The sequence below is a fragment of the Micromonospora sp. C28ISP2-4 genome (assembly GCF_030519385.1).
Classification (GTDB): Bacteria; Actinomycetota; Actinomycetes; order Mycobacteriales; family Micromonosporaceae; genus Micromonospora; species Micromonospora tulbaghiae.
On sequence record NZ_JAUMKG010000007.1, the window covers coordinates 278,144 to 297,514 of the forward strand.

Below are 19,371 nucleotides of genomic sequence, written 5' to 3' on the forward strand. Positions count from 1 at the left end.
GACGTGACGGGGGTCACGCCGGTCTGCGGTTACCGAAGGGTATTGCCTGCACCCGGCCAGCGGCTAGCCCCGATCGGTGGAGTCGCCACCGGTCCCGCCTGCTGGAACCGTTCAGGCGTACCGGCTGGCCGCCCGGGACCAGTCGTAGGTGGCCCGGATCCAGTCCCGGCGGGTGTCCAGGAAGACCCGCATCCCCTCGTCGGCCACGGCGCTCAGCGCCGCGTCCCGCTCCGCGTACGCGGCGAGGGCCGCGTTGAACCGGCCCGCAGCCGCGTGCAGCGCCGCCGACTCGTCCTGCCCGGTCTCGCCCGCGATCGTGGTGACCAGGTTGTGCGCCTCCGGGGCGGCGCCGCGCTCCTTGCCGTAGGAGAACAGGTCGTTGCACCAGCAGACCAGGTCGGTGGCGAGCGCGTCCAGCGTGGTGAGCGCCGGCGCCACCCGCTGGTCGGCGCGGGGCGCGGACGGGCGGGCCAGGTCGGTCACCGTGAAGCTGGGGCGGACCCCGCCGGTGTGGCGGCGCATCTGCGTGTACTCGGCCACCCCCGGCACCCGCCGGCGCTCCCGGTTGGCGGCTTCCCAGAGCAGCGCCAGCAGGTACTCCCGCAACTGGCTGACCAGGCGCAGCAGGTGGGCCGGCCGGCCCCGGTCGCGGGCCCGCCGGCACAGGTCGTGCAGCGCGAGGGCGACCGGCCCGCCGTCGGCGGGTGCGGGCGCCTCCGGATGGCCGTGCCGGTCGAGCACCGCCAGCAGCGCGGCCAGCGTGGGCGCCAGCCGCGTGGGCGCCGCGCCGAGCCCGTCGTCGTCGCAGGCGTCGTCGACCACGAACAGCCAGTTGATCAGGTCGGTGAGCAGGCGCAGGCCGGACGGCGACGCCTCCGGGCAGGCGCGTGCGGCCAGCTCGGCGGCGTGCGCCCCGGCCAGCCGGCGGCGCCCGGCCTGGTCCTCCACCAGGCCGAAGTCGCGTACCCAGGCGGCGCTCTCCGCGGCCGCCCGGTCGACGGCGGGGTGACGCCGGGAGGGAAAGGGCGGCTCGTGCAGTGCCGAGAGGGCGAAGTCGCGCATCGTCGTCCCCCTGTCCGCCGCCCCGCGGGGTCGGGCCGGTGCGCAGGAGCGTACGGGAGCACGCAACCGTCATCTAAGTCCGGGTGTCCACATTCCACTGCCGGTCGCCGACCGGCTGGACACCGTCTGTCACAAGCCCAGTTCGGCGGTACGCAGACGCTCGGCGCGATCGGCCGGACCGTCCACCTGGACCCGGGCCACCCGCTGCCGTCCGGTGAGGAACAGCACCAGTTCGCCCGGCGCCCCCACCACCCGCAGCCGTTCGCCGCCGGCACCGGCCCGCAGCTCGCCGTGCCCAGGGGCCTGCACCAGCACCTCGGCCGGGAACCGCCGCAGCGCCATCCGGGCCAGCAGGGACGCCCGCTTCCACAGCACCGTCTGCTGCCCGGCGGGCAGGTCGCGCGGGTGCCAGCCCGGCCGGGCGCGCCGCACGTCCTCGTGGTGGATGAAGAACTCCATCCCGTTGGCCAGCTCGTCGGTGAGCGGGTTGCTCACCGGGCTCCACACCGGGGGACGGCGTACCCGGGCGATCAGGTCGGCGTACGGCCCGGCGGCGATCCGCTTGCGGACCGACTCGCCGTAGCCGCGAAGCGGGGGCAGCAGGATGCCGCCGGCCGCGTCCGGCCGGCGCTCCCGCACCAGCAGGTGCGCCGCCAGGTCGCGGGTGGTCCACCCCTCGTTCACAGTCGGTGCGTCCGGTCCCAGTTCCAGCATCAGGTCGGCGAGCGCCTCGCGCTCCACTCGGGCGTACCGCGGCATGGCCCGATCGTAGGCCCGTTCCCGTCGATCGGCGCGCCACGCCCGGCGGGACCGCGTCGCCGGACCGCTTCGGGCCACCCACGACGCGGGTCCGGGGGGAACGTGACGGCGGACATATCCGGGCCGGGTCGGCGGGACCGGCGGCGAGCGGTAAGGATGGGGGAGAAAACTGCGGCTTACGGCGGGGGAGAGCGTGGCGAGCGGGACAAGTCGGGACGTGCTCGGCAGGGGGCTACGGGTGCTCGGCCGGGCCATCCGGGAACAGCCACGGATCTTCGCGGTCGCGGTCAGCGGCAGCGTGTTGTTCGGCCTCCTGGTGATCGCCAGCGCGTACGTGGTCGGGGCGGTGGTCGGCGACGTGGTCGTGCCGGCCGTGGAGCGCGGCGAGGTGGCCGGCGGGGCGCTGGCGCTGGCTGCGACGGCGCTGTTCGGCATCAGCGTGCTGCGGGTGGTCGGCATCTTCGGCCGCCGGCTCGGCGCCGGTTACATGCAGTACCGGCTCCAGGCCGCCTACCGTCGCCGGGTCACCCGCCGCTACCTGGAACTGCCGCTGGCCTGGCACCACCGCAACTCCACCGGCACGCTGCTCTCCAACGCCAACTCCGACGTGGAGGCGGCCTGGTACCCGATCGCGCCGCTGCCGTTCGCGGTCGGCACGCTGGTGATGCTGGTCGGCGCGGTGGCCTCGCTGTTCTTCACCGACTGGGCGCTGGCCCTGGTCGGCCTCGCCGTGTTCCCCGCGCTGTTCGCGCTCAACGTGGTCTACTCCCGCCGGATGGCGCCCCGGCAGGCCCGGGCGCAGCGGCTGCGGGCCGAGGTCAGCGGCATCGCGCACGAGAGCTTCGACGGCGCGCTGGTGGTCAAGACGATGGGCCGCGAGGCCCAGGAGACGGCCCGCTTCGCCTCCCGCGCCGGTGAGCTGCGCGACGCGCTGATCTCGGTCGGCCGGCTGCGCGGCGTGTTCGACCCGCTGCTGGAGACGCTGCCCAGCCTCGGCACGCTCGCCGTGCTGGTGGTCGGCGCGATCCGGTTGCGGCAGGGCGCGATCAGCGTGACCGAGCTGGTCAGCGTCGCGTTCCTGTTCACCGTGCTGGCCTTCCCGGTACGCGCCATCGGCTGGGTGCTGGCCGAACTGCCGCGCAGCGTCGCCGGATGGGACCGCGTCCGCCGGGTGCTGGACGCCACCGGCGAGATGCCGTACGGCACCAGGACGCTCGACCCGGCCACCCGCGAGCCGGCCACGCTCGCCTTCGACAACGTGCACTTCGCGTACGAGCCGGCCGAGGCGCACCTGCCCGGCGCCCAGGTGCTCGGCGAGGTGACGTTCACCGTGCCGGCCGGGAAGACGGTCGCCCTGGTCGGCCCCACCGGCGCGGGCAAGTCGACGATCGCGTCGCTGGCAGTGCGCCTGGTCGACCCGGGGGCCGGGCGGGTCACGCTGGACGGCGTGGACGTGCGGGAGCTGACCGCCGCGTCGCTCGCCGGCACTGTGGCGCTCGTGGCGCAGGTGCCGTTCGTCTTCGACGACACGGTCCGGGCCAACATCGCGCTCGACCGCGCCGGCATCGGCGACGACGAGGTGTGGGCGGCGCTGCGGCTGGCCGAGGCGGACGGCTTCGTGGCCGCGCTGCCGGACGGGCTGGACACCATGGTCGGCGAACGGGGCACGTCGCTGTCCGGCGGGCAGCGCCAGCGGCTCACGCTCGCCCGGGCGCTCGCCGGGCGACCCCGGCTGCTGGTGCTCGACGACGCCACCAGCGCTGTCGACCCGCGGGTCGAGGCGGCCATCCTGGCCGGGCTGCGCGCGCCCGCCGACGGCGGCGCCCCGGCGTCGATCCTGGTGGTGGCGTACCGCCGGGCCACCATCGCGCTCGCCGACGAGGTGATCTACGTGGAGCAGGGCCGGGTGGTCGCCCGCGGCACCCACACCGAGCTGCTGGCCACCGTGCCCGGCTACGCCGACCTGGTCACCGCGTACGAGCAGGCCGAGCAGGAACGCGAGCAGAATCGGACGTACGACGAGGTCGCGCCGCTGACCTCGGGCCTGGAGATCGAGGTGGACCGGTGAGTACGACCACGGGTGAGACCGCCGAGACCGCCGAGTCGACCTGGCGGACGCTGCGGCGCGGGCTGGCGCTCTCCCCGGAGCTGCGCACCGGCCTCGCCGGCACGCTCGCGCTGGCGCTGGTCTACATGGTCGGCCGGGTCGCAGTGCCGGTGGCGGTGCAGCGTGGCATCGACCACGGCATCGTCGGCGGGCTCGACCTGGACGTCATCTCGCTCACCGTGGCGATCACCGCCGGGGTGCTGGTGGTCACCACCGCCTGCGGCTACCTGATGATGCGCCGGCTGTTCACGGTGAGCGAGACCGCGCTGGCCGGGGTGCGCACCCGGGCGTTCCGGCACGTGCACGACCTGTCCATGCTGCACCAGCAGTCGGAGCGGCGCGGGTCGCTCGTCTCCCGGGTCACCAGCGACGTCGACCAGATCACCCAGTTCCTCCAGTGGGGCGGCGTGATCCTCATCGTCAACCTGGGCCAGCTGCTGGTGACCACCGCCGTCATGCTCGCGTACTCCTGGCAGTTGACGCTCGTGGTGCTCGTCGCGTTCGCACCAGCGGTGCTGGTGATCCGGCAGTTGCAGCGCCGCCTCGCCGGGGCGTACGGGCTGGTGCGGCAGCGCACCGGCACGCTGCTCGGCGCGATCGGCGAGAGCGTGGTGGGCGCGCCGGTGATCCGGGCGTACGGGATCGCCGGGCGCACCGCGCGGCGGCTGGACACGGCCATCGACGGGCAGCGGGTGGCCCAGCAGCGGGCGATCCGGATCAGCATCATGGGCAGCTCGGTGGGGGAGCTGGCCGCCGGGCTGGCGCTGGCCGGTGTCGTCGTGGTCGGGGTCAGCCTGGGCGTCGACGGCACGCTGTCGATAGGCCAGCTCACCGCGTTCCTGTTCCTGGTCACGCTCTTCATCCAGCCGGTGCAGATCGCCACCGAGGTGCTCAACGAGGCGCAGAACGCGATCGCCGGCTGGCGCCGGGTGCTGGACGTGCTGGACGTCTCCCCGGACGTGGCCGACCCCGGCGAGCAGGGGCGGGAGCTGCCGGCGGGGCCGCTGGACGCCCGGTTCGCCCGCGTGACGTTCGCCTATCCGGGCGGGCCGCCGGTGCTGCACGACGTGACGCTGGACATCCCGGCCAAGAGCCGGGTGGCGGTGGTGGGTGAGACCGGAAGCGGCAAGACCACATTCGCCAAGCTGCTCACCCGCCTGATGGACCCGACCGAGGGCGCGGTGCTGCTGTCGGGGGTCGACCTGCGGCAGGTGCGCTTCGACTCGCTGCGCTCCCGGGTGGTGATGGTGCCGCAGGACGGCTTCCTGTTCGACGCCACGGTCGGGGAGAACGTCCGCTTCGCCCGCCCAGACCTGACCGACGAGCGGCTCACCGCCGCCTTCGCCGAGCTGGGCCTGTCCGACTGGCTGGACGGGCTGCCGTCCGGGCTGGACACGCCGGTCGGCGAGCGCGGGGAGGCGCTGAGCGTCGGGGAGCGGCAGCTCGTGGCGCTGGCCCGGGCGTACGTCGCGGACCCGGACCTGCTGGTGCTGGACGAGGCGACGAGCGCTGTCGACCCGGCCACCGAGGTCCGCCTGCAACGGACGCTCGACGCGGTGACCCGGGGCCGGACCACGCTCGCCATCGCGCACCGGCTGTCCACCGCGCAGGCGGCGGACGAGGTGATCGTGGTGGACCGGGGCCGGATCGTGCAGCGCGGCCCGCACGAGGAGCTGGTCCGCGACACCGACTCGGTCTACGCCCTGCTGTACGCGTCCTGGCTGGAGCAGACCCGCTGACCGGTCAGCGGGAGTAGAACTCCACCACCAGCTGCTCGTCGCACACCACCGGCACCTCGTGCCGGGCCGGGTCGCGCACCAGCGTGGCGCGCAGCTCGGCCGGCTGCGCCGACAGGTACGGCCGGGGCTGCGCGTCGGCGTGCGCGCCGGCGGCGGCGAGCTGGAACGGCGGCAGCGCGCGGCTGCGCTCGCGTACGCCGACCACCTGGCCGGGACGCAGCCGGTACGACGGCCGGTCGACCTTGCGCCCGTCGACTGTGATGTGGCCGTGTGCGACGAGCTGGCGGGCCTGGTAGATGCTGCGCGCCAGCCCGGCCCGAAGTACCACCGCGTCGAGGCGTCGCTCCAGCAGCGCGACGAGCGTCTCGCCGGTCTTGCCGGCGCCCCGGGCGGCCTCGTCGAACAGCCGGCGCAGCTGGGCCTCGCTGACGTTGTACTGGTGGCGCAGCCGCTGCTTCTCCAGCAGCCGCACCTGGTAGTCGGAGGTGGTGCGGCGGGACCGGCCGTGCACACCCGGGGGGTAGGGGCGCCGCTCGAAGTACCGCACGCACTTGCGGGTCAGCGGGATGCCGAGGGCGCGGGAGAGCCGGGCCTTGGGCCGGGGGTGGTTCACGTGGGCGTCTCCGATCGTCTAGCCTGCTTCTTAGGTAAGCCTAACCTATACTGAGGAGGTCGGGATCATGCGGCCCAGCCCGGCGGAGATCGTGCGAACCCTGGTCGCGGGCCGGTTGCCCGCCCTCGTCCACCTGGCCCGGCACCCCGGCCCGCACCAGGTCCGGCACGCGATCGACCCGGACGGGCGGGTGCTGCTGCTCGTACCCGTGGTCAGTGACCTCGCCGCGGCGCTCGTGCCGCCGGCGGGCGACACCGACGTGGCCACCGTGCTCGACGTGCTCGACCTGCCGCCGGCCGCCGGGGCGCCCTCGCTCGGCCGGGCCTGGGTGTCCGGCTGGGCCGCCCGGCTGGACGGGGACGAGGCGCGCGACGCGGCGGTCGACTTCGCCGCCACCGACCCGGTCGGCGACCTGCTCGACGTGGGCAGCCGCTTCCACCTGCACCGCTTCGAGGTGGCCGAGGCCCGCTGGGAACGCGCCGGGCGCGTGCGCCGGGTCGACCCGGAGGCGTTCGCGGAGGCCGAGCCGGACCCGCTGCACCCGGTCGAGGCCGCCCTGCTGGCCGACCTGGCCGACCACCACGCCGAGCAGGTCGGCGACTACCTGCGGCGGCGGCTGGACCTGCCCGGCGACCAGATTCCCCGGGTGGTCCGGATCGACAGGTACGGGCTGCTGGTCGCGCACGGGCGGCCCGGCGCGACCCGGCGGGCCCGCCTCGCCTTCCCCCGGCCCGTCGCCGACGTGGCGGAGCTGTCCCGTCTGCTGCACCCCATGCTCTGCCCCCGGGCCGTGGCCTGAGCCGGGCCGTCCCCGCAGTCGCGGGCCGTCGGCGCGGCGGCCCGGGACGGCTCAGGTGATGTCGCCGGTGAGGTAACGCTGGACCGTCGGGCCGATGGCGGCCACCAGCGTCGCCGGGTCGGCGGTGGCGACCGCGTCGAGGCGGAGCACGTACCGCATCATGGCCAGCCCGGCGAGCTGCGTGGCGACCAGCCCGCCGCGCAGCGCGCGCTGCGCCGGGTCGACGTCGAGGTGGTCGAGCACCCGGCGCAGCACCTGCGTGACCAGGAACTCGCGCAGCAGGCGCGCGGTCCAGTCGTTGCTGACCGCCGACCGCAGCAGCGCCACCGCCGCCGTGCCGGTGGGGGAGTCCCAGACCTCCAGGAACACCCGGACCATCCGCTCGCCGGCCGCGTCCGGGCCGCCGGCGAGCACCGCCGGGAGCAGCCGCCCCGGGTCGGCCGGGAACGCCGTCGCGGCCCGGAACAGCTCCTCCTTGCCGCCGAAGTAGTGGTGCACGAGCGCCGGGTCCACACCGGCCGCGGCGGCGATGGCGCGGATCGACGCGGCGTCGAAGCCGCGCTCGGCGAACGCCTCCCGCGCCGCGGCGAGGATGGCCTCACGGGTGTCCGGGCTGCCGGGCCGCCGCCCGGTGCGCCGCGCGCTCACCCGCTGCGCCGGCGCAGCGTCGCGGCGGCCAGCACCAGCGCCGCCACCGCCGCCCCGGCCACGATCGCCACGTCCCGCCACATCGTCCCGGTCGGTTCGGCGTGCGCACCGACCTCCTGAAGCGCCTCGACCGCGTACGACAGCGGCAGCGCGTCGCTGACCGCCTGGAGCCAGCCGGCCATCTGGTCGCGCGGCACGAACAGGCCGCACAGCAGCAGTTGCGGGGCCACCACCACCGGCATGAACTGGACCGCCTGGAACTCGGTGCGGGCGAACGCCGAGCAGAACAGCCCGAGCGCCACCGCGAGCACCGCGTTGACACCGGCGATCAGCACGACCAGCCACGCGCTGCCCGCGGTCTCCAGCCCGAACACCTGGTACGCGACGACCGAGGCGACAGTGGACTGGAGCACCCCGGCCAGGCCGAACGCGATGCCGTACCCGAACAGCAGGTCGAGCTTGCCCAGCGGCGTGGTGAGCAGGCGCTCCAGCGTGCCGGTGGTGCGCTCGCGGAGCATGGCGATGCTGGTCACCAGGAACATGATGATGAACGGGAAGAAGCCCAGCATGATCAGGGCCACCCGGTCGAACGTGCTCGGCGCGCCGGGCGGGGCGGGCTGGTCGACGTACATGAAGTAGACGAGCGTGAGCAGCACCGACGGCACCACCACGAGCAGCGCCACGGTCCGCCGGTCGTGCCGGAGCTGACGCAGGATGCGCCCGGTGGTAGCGGCCAGGATCCGTCCGTTCATCGCGCCTCTCCCTCGGCGTCGCGGATCAGGCGCAGGAACGCCTCCTCCAGGTCGTCGGTCCCGGTGGCGGCGCGGACCGCGGCCGGGGTGTCGTCGGCGACCAGCCGGCCCTCGCGGATCAGCAGAAGCCGGTCGCAGCGGGCTGCCTCGTCCATCACGTGGCTGGAGACCAGCAGCGTGGTGCCGTTAGCGGCCATGGCGTGGAACCGGGCCCACAGGTCGGCGCGCAGCACCGGGTCCTGCCCGACAGTGGGTTCGTCGAGGACCACCAGCTCCGGTTCGCCGACGAGCGCGCAGGCGAGCGAGGCGCGGCTGCGCTGGCCGCCGGAGAGCGTGCCGACGAGCTGGTCGGCCGCGCTCGACAGGCCGACGTCGGCCACCGCGCGGTCGGCCTCGGCGCGGCCCCGGCCCTGGAGCACCGCGAAGTAGCGGGCGTTCTCCCGCACCGTCAGGTCGGCGTAGACGCTCGGCGCCTGGGTCAGGTAGCCCACCCGGCGGCGCAGGTCGGCCGAGCCGGCGGGACGGCCGAGCACCTCGACGGTGCCGGAGCCGACCGTCTGCACCCCGACCACCGCGCGCATCAGCGTGGTCTTGCCGCTGCCGCTGGGCCCGAGCAGCCCGGTCACGGTGCCCCGGGGCACCCCGCAGGTGATGCCGTGCAGCACCCGCCGCCCGCCCCTGTCGACCACCAGCTCGCGGACCGACACCGCGTCGTCCATGCTCGCCTCCGTCAATTCATCACCCGTTGAACTCAACGGTAGGTGAATTCTGGCCCCCGGAGCAACGAGGGACTTGACTTCGAGTGCGCTCGAACTGGAAGCCTGGACGGCGTGGACATCAGCACGCGGGAGATGAGCCTCACCGTGGGTGAGGCGGCGGAACGGGTCGGCCTGACCACCTACACGCTGCGCTGGTACGAGCAGGAGGGGCTGGTGGGCCGCGTCGGGCGGGACTCGTCGGGCCGCCGGCGCTACACCGAGTCCGACGTCAACTGGCTGTTCCTGCTCACCCGGCTGCGGCGCACCGGGATGCCGGTACGCGACATGCGCCGCTACGCCGAACTGGCCCGGCACGGCGACAGCACCCTCGGCGCGCGACGGGCGCTGTTCGAGGCGCACCGGGCCCGCGTACTGGCCCGGATGGCCGAGCTGGAGGAGGACCTGAAGGTCCTCGAACACAAGATCGACGCGTACCGCCGGGCCGAGGAGGAATCCGGCTGAGTGCCCGGTGGCGGACACCGAGTCCGGCGCCCGAAGATCCGATTTCGGCACCATGACGCCGTGGGTCCAGCGCAGTTGCCCGACACCGCCTTCCTCGACGACTGGGCCGCCCGCCTGCGGCAGGCCGCCGACCGGCCGGTCGTCGGGATCATGCTGCGCGGCAGCCATGCCCGGCGGGCCGCCACCGAGCACAGCGACGTGGACGTGGACGTGCTCGTGGCCGCCGACGACGGACGCGCCGCCGGTGCGGGCGCCCGGCAGGCCACGTCCCGCCGCGGCACGCCGTACGCGGCCCGCCGGGCGTACCTGGCCGAGTTCGCCGGCCGTCTCGTGCACGTGTCGGTGGCCGCCCGCGACGTCCGCTCCTGGGTGCGCCGCCTCGGCCAGCCCGCCGACTGGGCGTTCGGGCTCCCGGTCACCGCGCCCGCCCGGCTGCTGTGGGCCGTGCCGGAATGGCGCCGCCGGATCGACCTGCCGGTGCTCTGCCAGCCCGCCGACGAGCCGCGCCTGGAGGAGCTGATCGCGACGCTGGGCAAGGTCGCCGCGGCCCGCGTGGCCGACGACCCGGTCGGGGTCCGGCTCGCCGCGGCCGACCTGGCCCGGCTCTGCCCCTCGGTGCTGCGCCCGGCCAACCCGTCGGTACGCGTGGTGTCCCGCCGGGCCGCCCTGACCGCCGCGCTGGACCTGCCGGTCGCCCCGCCCGGCTACCGCCACGACATGCTGCTCTGCCTCGGGCTGCGCGCCGGTGACCCGGCCGCTGTCGGTGCCGCCGCCGGTCGGCTGGTCACCGGCATCCTCCCGCTGATCCGCCCGTACGCCGACGAGATCGCCGCCACCCACGGCGCGGACCTGGCCGAGGCGCTGGTCGACGGCCGGGTGGACCGCTACCTCGCCCGGCTGGGCCGGGCGCTGGGGACCGTGACGACCGCCTCCCGGGACACGTCGGCGGTGCCCGGACCGCGTGCGGGAGAATGGTCAACCGTGCCCGCCCCTGACGCGCCGCTGACCGGCGCACCCACTCCCGGCCCGGCCCGCCCGTCCCGGCTCGACCCGGCCATCGCGGCCAGGCTCCGCCGCACCCCGGACGGCCTGGTCGCCGCCGTGGTCCGCGCCCACGACTCGGGCGAGGTGCTGATGGTCGCCTGGATGGACGACGAGGCGCTGCACCGCACGCTGACCACCGGCCGGGCCACCTACTGGTCGCGCAGCCGCGGCGAGTACTGGGTCAAGGGCGCCACCTCGGGCAACCACCAGTACGTGCGCTCGGTGGCGCTCGACTGCGACGGCGACGCGCTGCTGGTCAGCGTGGAGCAGGTCGGCGCGGCCTGCCACACCGGGCAGCGCACCTGCTTCTTCACCGAACTGCCGGTCAGCTCCCCGGAGGCGACCCCGTGACCGACGGCACGGTCAGCCCGGACCTGTCCGCCTTCGCCGACCTGGCCGCCCGCTGGCGGGTCGTGCCGGTGACCCGGCGGCTGCTCGCCGACGCGGAGACGCCGGTCGGGGTCTACCGCAAGCTGGCCGGCGGTCCCGGCACGTTCCTGCTGGAGTCCGCCGAACAGGGCGTCGGCTCGGCCGGTACGGCCTGGTCGCGCTACTCGTTCATCGGCGTCCGCAGCAGCGCCACGCTCACCGAGCGCGACGGCGCGGCGAGCTGGACCGGCACGCCACCGGCGGGCGTGCCCACCGGCGGCGACCCGGTCACCGTGCTGCGCGAGACGGTCGCCGCGCTCGCCGGGCCGGGCTGGGATCCGGCCGGTGGCATGCCGCCGCTGACCGGCGGCCTGGTCGGCTACCTCGGCTACGACCTGGTCCGCCGCTTCGAGCGCCTGCCCGAGCTGACCGAGGACGAGCTGGACGTGCCCGAGCTGGGCATGATGCTCGCCACCGACCTGGTGGTCCTCGACCACTACGAGGGCTCCGCGATCCTGGTCGCCAACGCGGTGCTGCCGCCGCTCGACGACCCCGGCCGGGCCGAGCGGGTCGAGGCCGCGTACCACCACGCCGTCGGCCGCCTCGACGCGATGACCACCGCGTTGTCCCGGCCGATTCCGCCGATGGTCTCGACTGTGGGCCGGCCCGGCGTCGGCGAGGTGGTCAGCCGCACCCCCGAGGGCGGCTACCCGGAGGCGGTGGAGACGGCCAAGGAGGCGATCCGGGCCGGCGAGTGCTTCCAGATCGTGCTCAGCCAGCGCTTCGAGCGCCCCACCGACGCCGACCCGCTCGACGTCTACCGGGTGCTGCGCACCACGAACCCCAGCCCGTACATGTACCTGCTGCGCTTCGACGGCTTCGACATCGTCGGCTCGTCACCGGAGGCGCACCTCAAGGTCAGCGCCGGCCCGGACGGGCGGCGCCGGGCGCTGCTGCACCCGATCGCCGGCACCCGGCCGCGCGGCGGCTCCCCGGACGGCGACGCCAAACTCGCCGCCGAACTGCTCGCCGACCCCAAGGAACGCGCCGAGCACGTGATGCTCGTCGACCTGGGCCGCAACGACCTGGGCCGGGTGTGCCGCCCGGGCACCGTCGAGGTGCCCGAGTTCGCCACCATCGAGCGCTACAGCCACGTGATGCACATCGTCTCCACTGTCGTCGGCGAGCTGCGCGACGACCGCACCGCGTTCGACGCGCTGGCCGCGACGTTCCCGGCCGGGACGCTGAGCGGCGCGCCCAAGGTGCGGGCCATGGAGATCATCGAGGAGCTGGAGCCGGTGCGGCGCGGCGTCTACGGCGGCACCGTCGGCTACTTCGCCTTCGGCGGCGACCTGGACATGGCCATCGCGATCCGTACCGCGCTGATCCGCGACGGCCGCGCCTACGTCCAGGCCGGCGCCGGGATCGTGGCCGATTCCGACCCCGCCGCCGAGGACCAGGAGACGCGCAGCAAGGCCGCCGCCGTCCTCGCCGCCATCGCGGCCGCCGAGACGCTGCGGGCGGCCCGGTGAGCGCGCCCGGCACCACCGCGCCGGCGGCCCGCGGCCGGCGCGAACTCGCGTACGCGGTGCTGCTCTGCCTGGCCGGCGCGGGCCTGGCCTGCTGGGCGGTGACCCGGACCTGGTCGGTGGAGGTGGCCGCCCGGGGTTCGCTGCCGTCCGGGCGGGCCGAGCGCACCGGCACGGAGCTGCTGCCCTGGGTGCTCGCGCTGACGTACGTGGGACTCGCCGGCGGCGGCGCGGTGCTCGCCACCCGGGGCCGGCTGCGCCGGCTGCTGGGTGTGCTGCTGGCCGGCGTCGGGGTGGCCGTGGCGGTCGGCGGCGGGATCGGCCTGACCGAGGCCGGGGTGAGCCGGCAGTGGCCGGCGCTGGTGCTCGCCGGCGGCCTGGCCCTGGCGGCCGGCGGCGCGTTCACCGCGCTGCGCGGCGACGGCTGGCCGGCGATGGGGGCCCGGTACGAGCGGCGGTCCGCCCCGGCGGACGAGCCCGGCCGCCCGGCGGTCGAGCGCGGCACCCGGGACGCGTGGGACGCGCTGGACCGGGGCGAGGACCCGACGGTCAGCTGACCGGCTGCGCCTCGCGGGCGTCGCGCCGCTGCCGCGCCGCGGCCCGCGCGGCGGCCAGCTCGGCCACCAGCCGCTCCAGCTCGCGGCGCTGGGCGGCGCGGGCCCGGTCGGCGCAGACCGCCTCCCAGGCGTTGCCCCGCGCGGTACGCATCCGGCCGTCGCCGGCCACCGCGCGCTCCAGCGTGTGGACCACGCCGACGGCGAGCGAGGCGACGGTACGGGAGATGGTGGTCAAGCCGATGGTCTGGGTCGGCCCGTTGGCGCTCATGGTCACCCCACACGAGATCGTTGGCGACGGTCGGCAGCCGCCGGCGTCGAGTGTGCCCGACGACGATGCTTCCGGGTGGACGTTTCGCCGCCGTGAAGCACAGGTCAACGCTGTCGTACCGGGGGCGACCTGGGCAGCGCCGGAGGTCCTTGAGCTTGGTCACAGCGGCCGCCGGAACCCGTCCTGCGGGACCGGAACGATCGTGGTGAGATAGGGATGGGTGACGGTCGATGCCAGCGGTGGCGCTGCGTGACATGGCGTTCACCGGAAGTCGGCCATCATGCCACAGCCCATGTCGTGAGGTGCGCCATACCCCCCGGCACTCGTCGCCAGGTGGCGCCCCCTAGCATCGGCCCATGACGCCCGGAGAGGGGAGTCCGTTGGTGACTGCTGAGCATGCGCACGCGGAGGGGGACGACGCCGGAGCGGCGCCGTCCGCAGGGGTGCTCGACGAGATCCTGGCCGGCGTGCGCGAGGACGTGGCCCGGCGCCAGGAGCAGGTTCCGCTGGAGCGGATCCGGGAACTGGCCGCCGCCGCGCCGCCACCGCTGGACGCGTACGCGGCCCTGCGCCGCCCCGGCGTGGCCGTGATCGCCGAGGTGAAGCGCTCGTCGCCGTCCAAGGGGCGGCTGGCCGAGATCGCCGACCCGGCTGACCTGGCCGGGGACTACGCCGCCGGTGGCGCGCGGGCGATCAGCGTGCTGACCGAGGGTCGCTGGTTCGGCGGGTCGCTCGACGACCTGGCGGCGGTGCGGGCCGCGGTGAACGTGCCGGTGCTGCGCAAGGACTTCGTGGTCTCCAGCTACCAGGTGCACGAGGCCCGCGCGCACGGGGCCGACCTGGTGCTGCTGATCGTCGCCGCGCTGGAGCAGAACGTGCTGGTCGGGCTGCTGGAGCGGATCGAGTCGCTCGGCATGACCGCACTGGTCGAGGTGCACACCGAGGAGGAGGCGGACCGCGCCCTGGAGGCTGGTGCGCAGGTGATCGGCGTGAACGCCCGCGACCTGCGTACCCTGGAGGTCGACCGCTCGGTGTTCGAGCGGATCGCGCCCGGGCTGCCGAGCAGCGTCGTCAAGATCGCCGAGTCCGGGGTGCGCGGTCCGCACGACCTGATCCGGTACGCCTCCGCCGGCGCCGACGCCGTGCTGGTGGGCGAGGGCCTGGTCACCCAGAAGAGCCCGCGCGAAGCGGTCGCCGAGCTGGTCAACGCCGGTAACCACCCGGCCACGCCCCGCCCGGTGCGCTGAGCCGCCGGGCACCCGATCCGAGAGGACGCCCGCGATGAGCGCCGCACCCGCAGCCGGCCAGGTTCCCGACGCCGCCGGTCACTTCGGCCGGTTCGGCGGCCGGTTCGTCCCGGAGGCGCTGGTCGCCGCGCTGGACGAGCTGGACGCGGCGTACCGGAAGGCGATGGGCGACGAGGACTTCCTCGCCGAGTTCGACGCGCTGCTGCGCGACTACGCCGGCACGTCCTCGCTGCTCTACGAGGCCCGGCGGTTCTCCGCGCAGATCGGCGCGCGGGTCCTGCTCAAGCGGGAGGACCTGAACCACACCGGCGCCCACAAGGTCCGCAACGTGCTGGGCCAGGCGCTGCTCACCAAGCGGATGGGCAAGCGGCGGGTCATCGCGGAGACCGGCGCCGGCCAGCACGGCGTCGCCACCGCCACCGCCGCCGCGCTGTTCGACCTGGAATGCGTCGTCTACATGGGCCAGGTGGACACCGAGCGGCAGGCGCTGAACGTGGCGCGGATGCGGATGCTCGGCGCCACCGTCGTCCCGGTGACCGCCGGCTCGCGCACGCTCAAGGACGCGATGAACGAGGCGATGCGGGACTGGGTCGCCAACGTCGAGGACACCCACTACCTGATCGGCACCGCCGCCGGCCCGCACCCGTTCCCGGAGATGGTCCGCGACTTCGTGCGCGGCATCGGCGTGGAGGCCCGCCGGCAGTGCCTGGACCTGACCGGCGCGCTGCCGGACGCGGTCGCGGCCTGCGTCGGCGGCGGCTCCAACGCGCTCGGCATCTTCCACGCGTTCGTGCCGGACACCGGGGTCCGGCTCTACGGCTTCGAGGCCGGCGGCGAGGGCGTCGGCACCGGCCGGCACGCCGCCAGCATCACCGGCGGCTCGTCCGGCGTGCTGCACGGCACCCGCACGTACGTCCTGCAGGACGCCGACGGGCAGACCATCGAGTCGCACTCGATCTCGGCCGGCCTGGACTACCCGGGCGTCGGCCCGGAGCACGCCTGGCTGCACGACACCGGCCGGGCCACCTACCTGCCGGTCGACGACGCCGACGCGATGGCCGCGTTCGAGCTGCTCTGCCGCACCGAGGGCGTGATCCCGGCGATCGAGAGCGCGCACGCGCTCGCCGGCGCCCGCGCGATCGCCCCCCGGCTCGCCGAGGAGCTGGGCCGGGAGCCGGTGATCGTGGTCAACCTGTCCGGGCGGGGCGACAAGGACGTGCACACCGCCGGCGCGTACTTCGGCATCCTCGACAAGGAGTGACAGCGTGAGCCGCATCGGGGTCGCCTTCGACAAGGCGCGGGCGGACGGGCGGGCGGTGCTGGTCGGCTGCATGCCTGCCGGCTTCCCGACCGTGGAGGGCAGCATCGCCGCCATGAAGGCCATGGTCGAGGCCGGCGTGGACGTCATCGAGGTGGAGATCCCGTACTCCGACCCGGTGATGGACGGCCCGGTCATCCAGAAGGCCAGCGACATCGCGCTCGCGGGCGGTGTCCGCGTCGCGGACGCGCTGCGCGTCGTCGAGGCGGTCGCCGCGACCGGGGCCAGCGTGGTCACCATGACCTACTGGAACCCCATCGAGCAGTACGGCGTCGACGCGTTCGCCCGCGACATGGCCGCCGCCGGTGGCACCGGCCTGATCACGCCGGACCTGATCCCCGACGAGGCCGCCGAGTGGCTGGCCGCCTCCGACGCGCACGGCCTGGACCGCACCTTCCTGGTGTCCCCGTCCTCGACCGACGCGCGGCTGCGGATGACCGTCGAGCACTGCCGCGGGTTCGTCTACGCCACAGCGATCATGGGCGTCACCGGCGCCCGGGCCCAGACCTCGGAGGCCGCCCCGGTCCTGGTCTCGCGGCTGCGTGAGGTCACCGACCTCCCGGTCGGTGTCGGGCTGGGCGTGGGCACCGGCGCGCAGGCCGCCGTCGTCGCCGGGTACGCCGACGCGGTGATCGTGGGCAGCGCGCTGGTCCGCTGCGTGCTGGACGCCCCGGACCAGGCCACCGGTCTGACCGCCCTGCGCAAGCTCAGCGCCGAACTGGCCGAGGGAGTCCGCAACCCCGCCCGCTGACGGGTCCTCCCGAGATCTTGGTACGACACGGTCATCCGACCCGCGCGGCAGGCGGCCCGGGGTGCCGCACACACGGTCCGCACCGGTACCGTGTGCACCCGTGACCCTCGCCCCGATGACCCCACTGGCGGCCATGCCCAGCCCCAGCACCGCCGTCTGGCAGCTCGGTCCGGTTCCGATCCGGGCGTACGCGCTCTGCATCATCCTCGGCATCGTGGTGGCCTGCGTGGTCACCGAGTACCGGCTGCGCCGCCGCGGTGTGGCGCCGGGGGCGGTGCTCGACATCGCCGTCTGGGCCGTGCCCGCGGGCATCATCGGCGCGCGGATCTACCACGTGATCACCTCGCCGGAGAAATACTTCGGCGCCGGCGGTGAGCCGATCAAGGCGCTCTACATCTGGGAGGGCGGCCTCGGCATCTGGGGCGCGGTGGCCGGTGGCGCGGTCGGCGCGTGGCTCGCCGCCCGTCAGCTCGGCATCCCGTTCGCGGTCGTCGCCGACGCGCTGGCACCGGGGCTGCCCCTGGCGCAGGCCGTCGGCCGCCTGGGCAACTGGTTCAACAACGAGCTGTACGGCGGACGGACCACGCTGCCGTGGGGCCTGGAAGTGCACGTGATGGACCCGGACAACCCGGGGCACGCGCTGCGCGACGACGCCGGCAACCCGGTGCTCCAGCCCGGGCTCTACCACCCGGCGTTCCTCTACGAGGCGCTCTGGAACATCGGCGTCGCCGCGCTGGTGCTGTTCCTCGACCGCAAGCTGCGGCTCGGTCGTGGCCGGGCGTTCGCGCTCTACGTGATGGGCTACACGGCGGGCCGGTTCTGGATCGAGCTGATGCGCACCGACGAGGCGAACCTGATCCTCGGCGTACGCCTCAACGTCTGGACCGCCGCGCTCGTCTTCCTCGGCGCGCTGGCCTACTTCATCCGGGTCCGCGGTCCCCGCGAATACCTCGTGCCGGTGGGCGAGCCGGCTCCCGCTGCGGGCCCGGCCGGCGACGTGTCCCAGGTCGACCTGTCCGCCCGGGAGGCCGCCGCGCGGCCGGTCGCGCCCGAGGGCTACCGCGTGGTGTCCGAGGAGCAGTTCGACGCGTACCGGGAGACCGGTGTGCTGCCCCCGGCCGACGCCGAGCGGCCGGAAGCCGCCACCGGGGCCGACGACGCCACGGACGACGCGGACGGGGCCGCACGCGCGAGCACCGACCCCGCCGCCGAGGGCGATGACGCCGCCGGCCGCGCGGACGCGGACGGCGACGACACGGAACCGGAGCGGGCGGACGCCGAGCGTACGAACGCCGGCCGGGCCGACAGCGGCGGCCGCCCGGCGGACCGGGACAGCTGAGCGGGGGAGTCATGCGCAGCGCGGTGGTGGTCGGCGCCGGCCTCGGCGGAATGGCGGCGGCCGGTGCGCTGGCCCGGTCGGGCTGGCAGGTCACGCTGCTGGAACGCGCCGACCGGGTCCGCCCGGAGGCGACCGCCGTGGTGCTCTGGCCCAACGGGGTACGCGCGCTGCGCGCCCTCGGGCTGGGCGACGGGCTGGACGCGATCGCCACGCCGCTGCCCGACGGCGGCGTCCGCCGGCCGGACGGGCACTGGCTGGTGCAGGCCCGGTCCACGCCGGCCGAGCGGATGCCGGTGGTGGTGCACCGGGAGGACCTGCACGACGCGCTGATCGCCGGCCTGGGCGACCGGGTCGAGTTGCGTACCGGCGTGACCGTCCGGACGGTGCGCGCGGCGTCCGGCGATCGTCCGGCGGTGGGCGACGGCCGGCACACCTACGAGGCGGACCTGGTGGTGGCCGCCGACGGGACGGACAGCGAGATCCGCCGGCACCTCGCACCGGAGACGGCTGTGGTCAGCTCCGGGTGCGCGGCCTGGCGAGCGGTCATCCCCTGGTACCGGGCCCCGCAGTTGCCGGACGACCAGCCGGTGCACGGCGAGACGCTCGGCGCCGGGTACCGCTTCCTGGCCGCCTCACTCGGCGAGCGGGGCACCGCGGGCGCGTCCCGCCGGGGCGGCGTCTACTGGGTCGCCACCGCCGCCGGCGCGCCCCGGCCCGAGCCGCCGGAGATCCAGCTCGCGCTGCTCAAACGCTGGTTCGCGGGCTGGCCCGCGCCGATCGGCACGCTGCTGGAGGCGACCGACCCGGAGGACGTCGTCCAGCAGGAGATCCGCGAGCTGCGCCCGCTGCCGAAGGCGTACGGCTTCCCGGCCGGCCCGGGGGGCGTGGTGCTGCTCGGCGACGCCGCGCACGCCATGCCGCCGCACCTCGGGCAGGGCGCCTGCCTGGCGTTCGAGGACGCGGCGACGCTGGCCGGGCTGCTGCGGGAGTCGCGACTGCCGGACGCGGTGACCGCGTACGACAGGTTGCGCCGCCCCCGCGCGGCCACGATGGTCCGGCAGACCCGGCGGATGTCGGCGGTCCTCCAGGCCCGGGGCCGGCTGGCGCTGCGCGCCCGGGACGCGGCCCTGGGCACGATCAGCCCGCGACTGCGCAACACGGCCGCCGCGGCGGCGGCCGCCTGGCAGCCGCCGTCCTGACCGTCCCGCCGCCACTCTCGGCGGCGCAGTCCTCGCCCGGGGCGACGGCCC

19 protein-coding genes and 1 pseudogene are annotated in these 19,371 nt (G+C 75.3%); 13 read left to right on the top strand and 7 right to left on the bottom strand.

The window, feature by feature from the left end; translation table 11 throughout:
* Positions 1–111: 111 nt before the first annotated feature.
* Positions 112–1,062: a terpene synthase gene (locus Q3W68_RS24780; protein ID WP_302907740.1), complete on the bottom strand. Its 951-nt coding sequence runs from the start codon at positions 1,060–1,062 to the stop codon at positions 112–114.
* Positions 1,063–1,191: 129 nt separating this feature from the next.
* On the bottom strand, positions 1,192–1,821 hold the full coding sequence (locus Q3W68_RS24785; RefSeq protein WP_302907741.1) for a TIGR03085 family metal-binding protein: 630 nt from the start codon (positions 1,819–1,821) through the stop codon (positions 1,192–1,194).
* A 217-nt stretch (positions 1,822–2,038) separates the two neighbouring features.
* On the opposite strand from Q3W68_RS24785, the gene Q3W68_RS24790 reads away from it, so the two are divergent.
* On the top strand, positions 2,039–3,889 hold the full coding sequence (locus Q3W68_RS24790; protein WP_302907742.1) for an ABC transporter ATP-binding protein: 1,851 nt from the start codon (positions 2,039–2,041) through the stop codon (positions 3,887–3,889).
* Positions 3,886–5,667 (top strand): ABC transporter ATP-binding protein, encoded by a 1,782-nt coding sequence (locus Q3W68_RS24795; protein WP_302907743.1) that lies wholly within the window; start codon positions 3,886–3,888, stop codon positions 5,665–5,667. Before Q3W68_RS24790 ends, Q3W68_RS24795 begins: the two co-directional genes overlap by 4 nt.
* Positions 5,668–5,671: 4 nt before the next feature.
* On the opposite strand, the gene rpsD is transcribed toward Q3W68_RS24795, so the two are convergent.
* On the bottom strand, positions 5,672–6,280 hold the full coding sequence (gene rpsD, locus Q3W68_RS24800) for a 30S ribosomal protein S4 (protein ID WP_302907744.1): 609 nt from the start codon (positions 6,278–6,280) through the stop codon (positions 5,672–5,674).
* Positions 6,281–6,347: 67 nt separating this feature from the next.
* Here rpsD and Q3W68_RS24805 point away from each other — a divergent pair, with 67 nt between their 5' ends.
* Complete coding sequence (locus tag Q3W68_RS24805; protein ID WP_302907745.1) at positions 6,348–7,079, top strand: DUF2470 domain-containing protein; 732 nt, start codon at positions 6,348–6,350, stop codon at positions 7,077–7,079.
* 51 nt (positions 7,080–7,130) lie between these two features.
* Here Q3W68_RS24805 and Q3W68_RS24810 read toward each other — a convergent pair whose 3' ends face one another.
* The 3 genes from Q3W68_RS24810 to Q3W68_RS24820 are packed head-to-tail and all read right to left on the bottom strand — an operon-like array spanning position 7,131 to position 9,198.
* Positions 7,131–7,727 (bottom strand): TetR family transcriptional regulator, encoded by a 597-nt coding sequence (locus Q3W68_RS24810; protein ID WP_302907746.1) that lies wholly within the window; start codon positions 7,725–7,727, stop codon positions 7,131–7,133.
* Positions 7,724–8,479 carry an ABC transporter permease gene (locus Q3W68_RS24815; protein ID WP_302907747.1) on the bottom strand — a complete coding sequence of 252 codons (756 nt, stop codon included), beginning with the start codon at positions 8,477–8,479 and terminating at the stop codon, positions 7,724–7,726. Before Q3W68_RS24815 ends, Q3W68_RS24810 begins: the two co-directional genes overlap by 4 nt.
* The gene (locus Q3W68_RS24820) at positions 8,476–9,198 is read right to left on the bottom strand and encodes an ABC transporter ATP-binding protein (RefSeq protein ID WP_302907748.1); all 723 of its coding nucleotides are present in this window, start codon (positions 9,196–9,198) and stop codon (positions 8,476–8,478) included. Before Q3W68_RS24820 ends, Q3W68_RS24815 begins: the two co-directional genes overlap by 4 nt.
* A gap of 111 nt (positions 9,199–9,309) precedes the next feature.
* On the opposite strand from Q3W68_RS24820, the gene Q3W68_RS24825 reads away from it, so the two are divergent.
* The 5 genes and pseudogenes from Q3W68_RS24825 to Q3W68_RS24845 all read left to right on the top strand — a co-directional run bounded on the left by Q3W68_RS24825 (position 9,310) and on the right by Q3W68_RS24845 (position 13,198).
* The gene (locus tag Q3W68_RS24825) at positions 9,310–9,699 is read left to right on the top strand and encodes a MerR family transcriptional regulator (protein WP_013287558.1); all 390 of its coding nucleotides are present in this window, start codon (positions 9,310–9,312) and stop codon (positions 9,697–9,699) included.
* Between the two features lie 150 nt (positions 9,700–9,849).
* A pseudogene (locus Q3W68_RS24830) lies at positions 9,850–10,500 on the top strand (phosphoribosyl-AMP cyclohydrolase); the annotation flags it as partial.
* A gap of 180 nt (positions 10,501–10,680) precedes the next feature.
* Positions 10,681–11,094, top strand: a complete 414-nt coding sequence (hisI, locus tag Q3W68_RS24835; protein ID WP_302907937.1) for a phosphoribosyl-AMP cyclohydrolase — start codon at positions 10,681–10,683, stop codon at positions 11,092–11,094.
* Positions 11,091–12,644: an anthranilate synthase component I gene (locus Q3W68_RS24840; RefSeq protein ID WP_302907749.1), complete on the top strand. Its 1,554-nt coding sequence runs from the start codon at positions 11,091–11,093 to the stop codon at positions 12,642–12,644. Before hisI ends, Q3W68_RS24840 begins: the two co-directional genes overlap by 4 nt.
* A complete protein-coding gene (locus tag Q3W68_RS24845; protein WP_302907750.1) occupies positions 12,641–13,198 on the top strand; it encodes a Trp biosynthesis-associated membrane protein in 558 nt (185 codons plus the stop codon). Before Q3W68_RS24840 ends, Q3W68_RS24845 begins: the two co-directional genes overlap by 4 nt.
* Here Q3W68_RS24845 and Q3W68_RS24850 read toward each other — a convergent pair.
* Entirely contained in the window at positions 13,191–13,466 is a 276-nt protein-coding gene (locus Q3W68_RS24850) for a hypothetical protein (RefSeq protein WP_302907751.1), read from the bottom strand. The genes Q3W68_RS24845 and Q3W68_RS24850 overlap by 8 nt on opposite strands.
* A gap of 443 nt (positions 13,467–13,909) precedes the next feature.
* Between Q3W68_RS24850 and trpC the strand changes: the two genes are divergently transcribed.
* The 5 genes from trpC to Q3W68_RS24875 all read left to right on the top strand — a co-directional run bounded on the left by trpC (position 13,910) and on the right by Q3W68_RS24875 (position 19,320).
* Positions 13,910–14,713, top strand: coding sequence for an indole-3-glycerol phosphate synthase TrpC (gene trpC, locus Q3W68_RS24855; RefSeq protein WP_030271968.1), 804 nt, complete (start codon positions 13,910–13,912; stop codon positions 14,711–14,713).
* Positions 14,714–14,747: 34 nt separating this feature from the next.
* A complete protein-coding gene (gene trpB, locus Q3W68_RS24860; RefSeq protein WP_302907752.1) occupies positions 14,748–15,974 on the top strand; it encodes a tryptophan synthase subunit beta in 1,227 nt (408 codons plus the stop codon).
* 4 nt (positions 15,975–15,978) lie between these two features.
* Positions 15,979–16,782: a tryptophan synthase subunit alpha gene (gene trpA, locus Q3W68_RS24865; RefSeq protein WP_302907753.1), complete on the top strand. Its 804-nt coding sequence runs from the start codon at positions 15,979–15,981 to the stop codon at positions 16,780–16,782.
* Between the two features lie 100 nt (positions 16,783–16,882).
* Positions 16,883–18,121 carry a prolipoprotein diacylglyceryl transferase gene (lgt, locus tag Q3W68_RS24870; protein WP_302907754.1) on the top strand — a complete coding sequence of 413 codons (1,239 nt, stop codon included), beginning with the start codon at positions 16,883–16,885 and terminating at the stop codon, positions 18,119–18,121.
* Between the two features lie 11 nt (positions 18,122–18,132).
* On the top strand, positions 18,133–19,320 hold the full coding sequence (locus tag Q3W68_RS24875; RefSeq protein WP_302907755.1) for an NAD(P)/FAD-dependent oxidoreductase: 1,188 nt from the start codon (positions 18,133–18,135) through the stop codon (positions 19,318–19,320).
* Positions 19,321–19,371: the final 51 nt, after the last annotated feature.